General features: G+C 66.6%; 1 protein-coding gene. It reads left to right on the forward strand.

Translation table 11 applies throughout. The features are described 5' to 3' along the window. On the forward strand, window positions 1–380 hold a 380-nt coding region (locus ACLJNW_RS23500; RefSeq protein ID WP_394591756.1), incomplete at both ends, for an FAD-dependent monooxygenase.

Below are 380 nucleotides of genomic sequence, written 5' to 3' on the forward strand. Positions count from 1 at the left end.
GCGCAGCTTCGTGGTCGAGCCGATGCAGCATGGCCGGCTGTTCCTCGCCGGCGACGCCGCGCACATCGTGCCGCCCACCGGCGCCAAGGGACTGAACCTGGCCGCCAGCGACGTCAGCACGCTCTACCGGCTGCTGCTGAAGGCCTACCGCGAAGGGCGCGGCGAACTGCTGGAACGCTACTCGGCAATCTGCCTGCGGCGGATCTGGAAGGCCGAACGCTTCTCCTGGTGGATGACTTCGGTGCTGCATCGCTTCCCCGACACCGACGCGTTCAGCCAGCGCATCCAGCAGACCGAACTGGAGTATTACCTGGGCTCCGAGGCGGGCCTGGCGACCATCGCCGAGAACTATGTCGGCCTGCCCTACGAGGAAATCGAGT

It is taken from the genome of Salmonella sp. SAL4457 (assembly GCF_046548235.1).
GTDB lineage: Bacteria > Pseudomonadota > Gammaproteobacteria > Enterobacterales > Enterobacteriaceae > Salmonella > Salmonella enterica.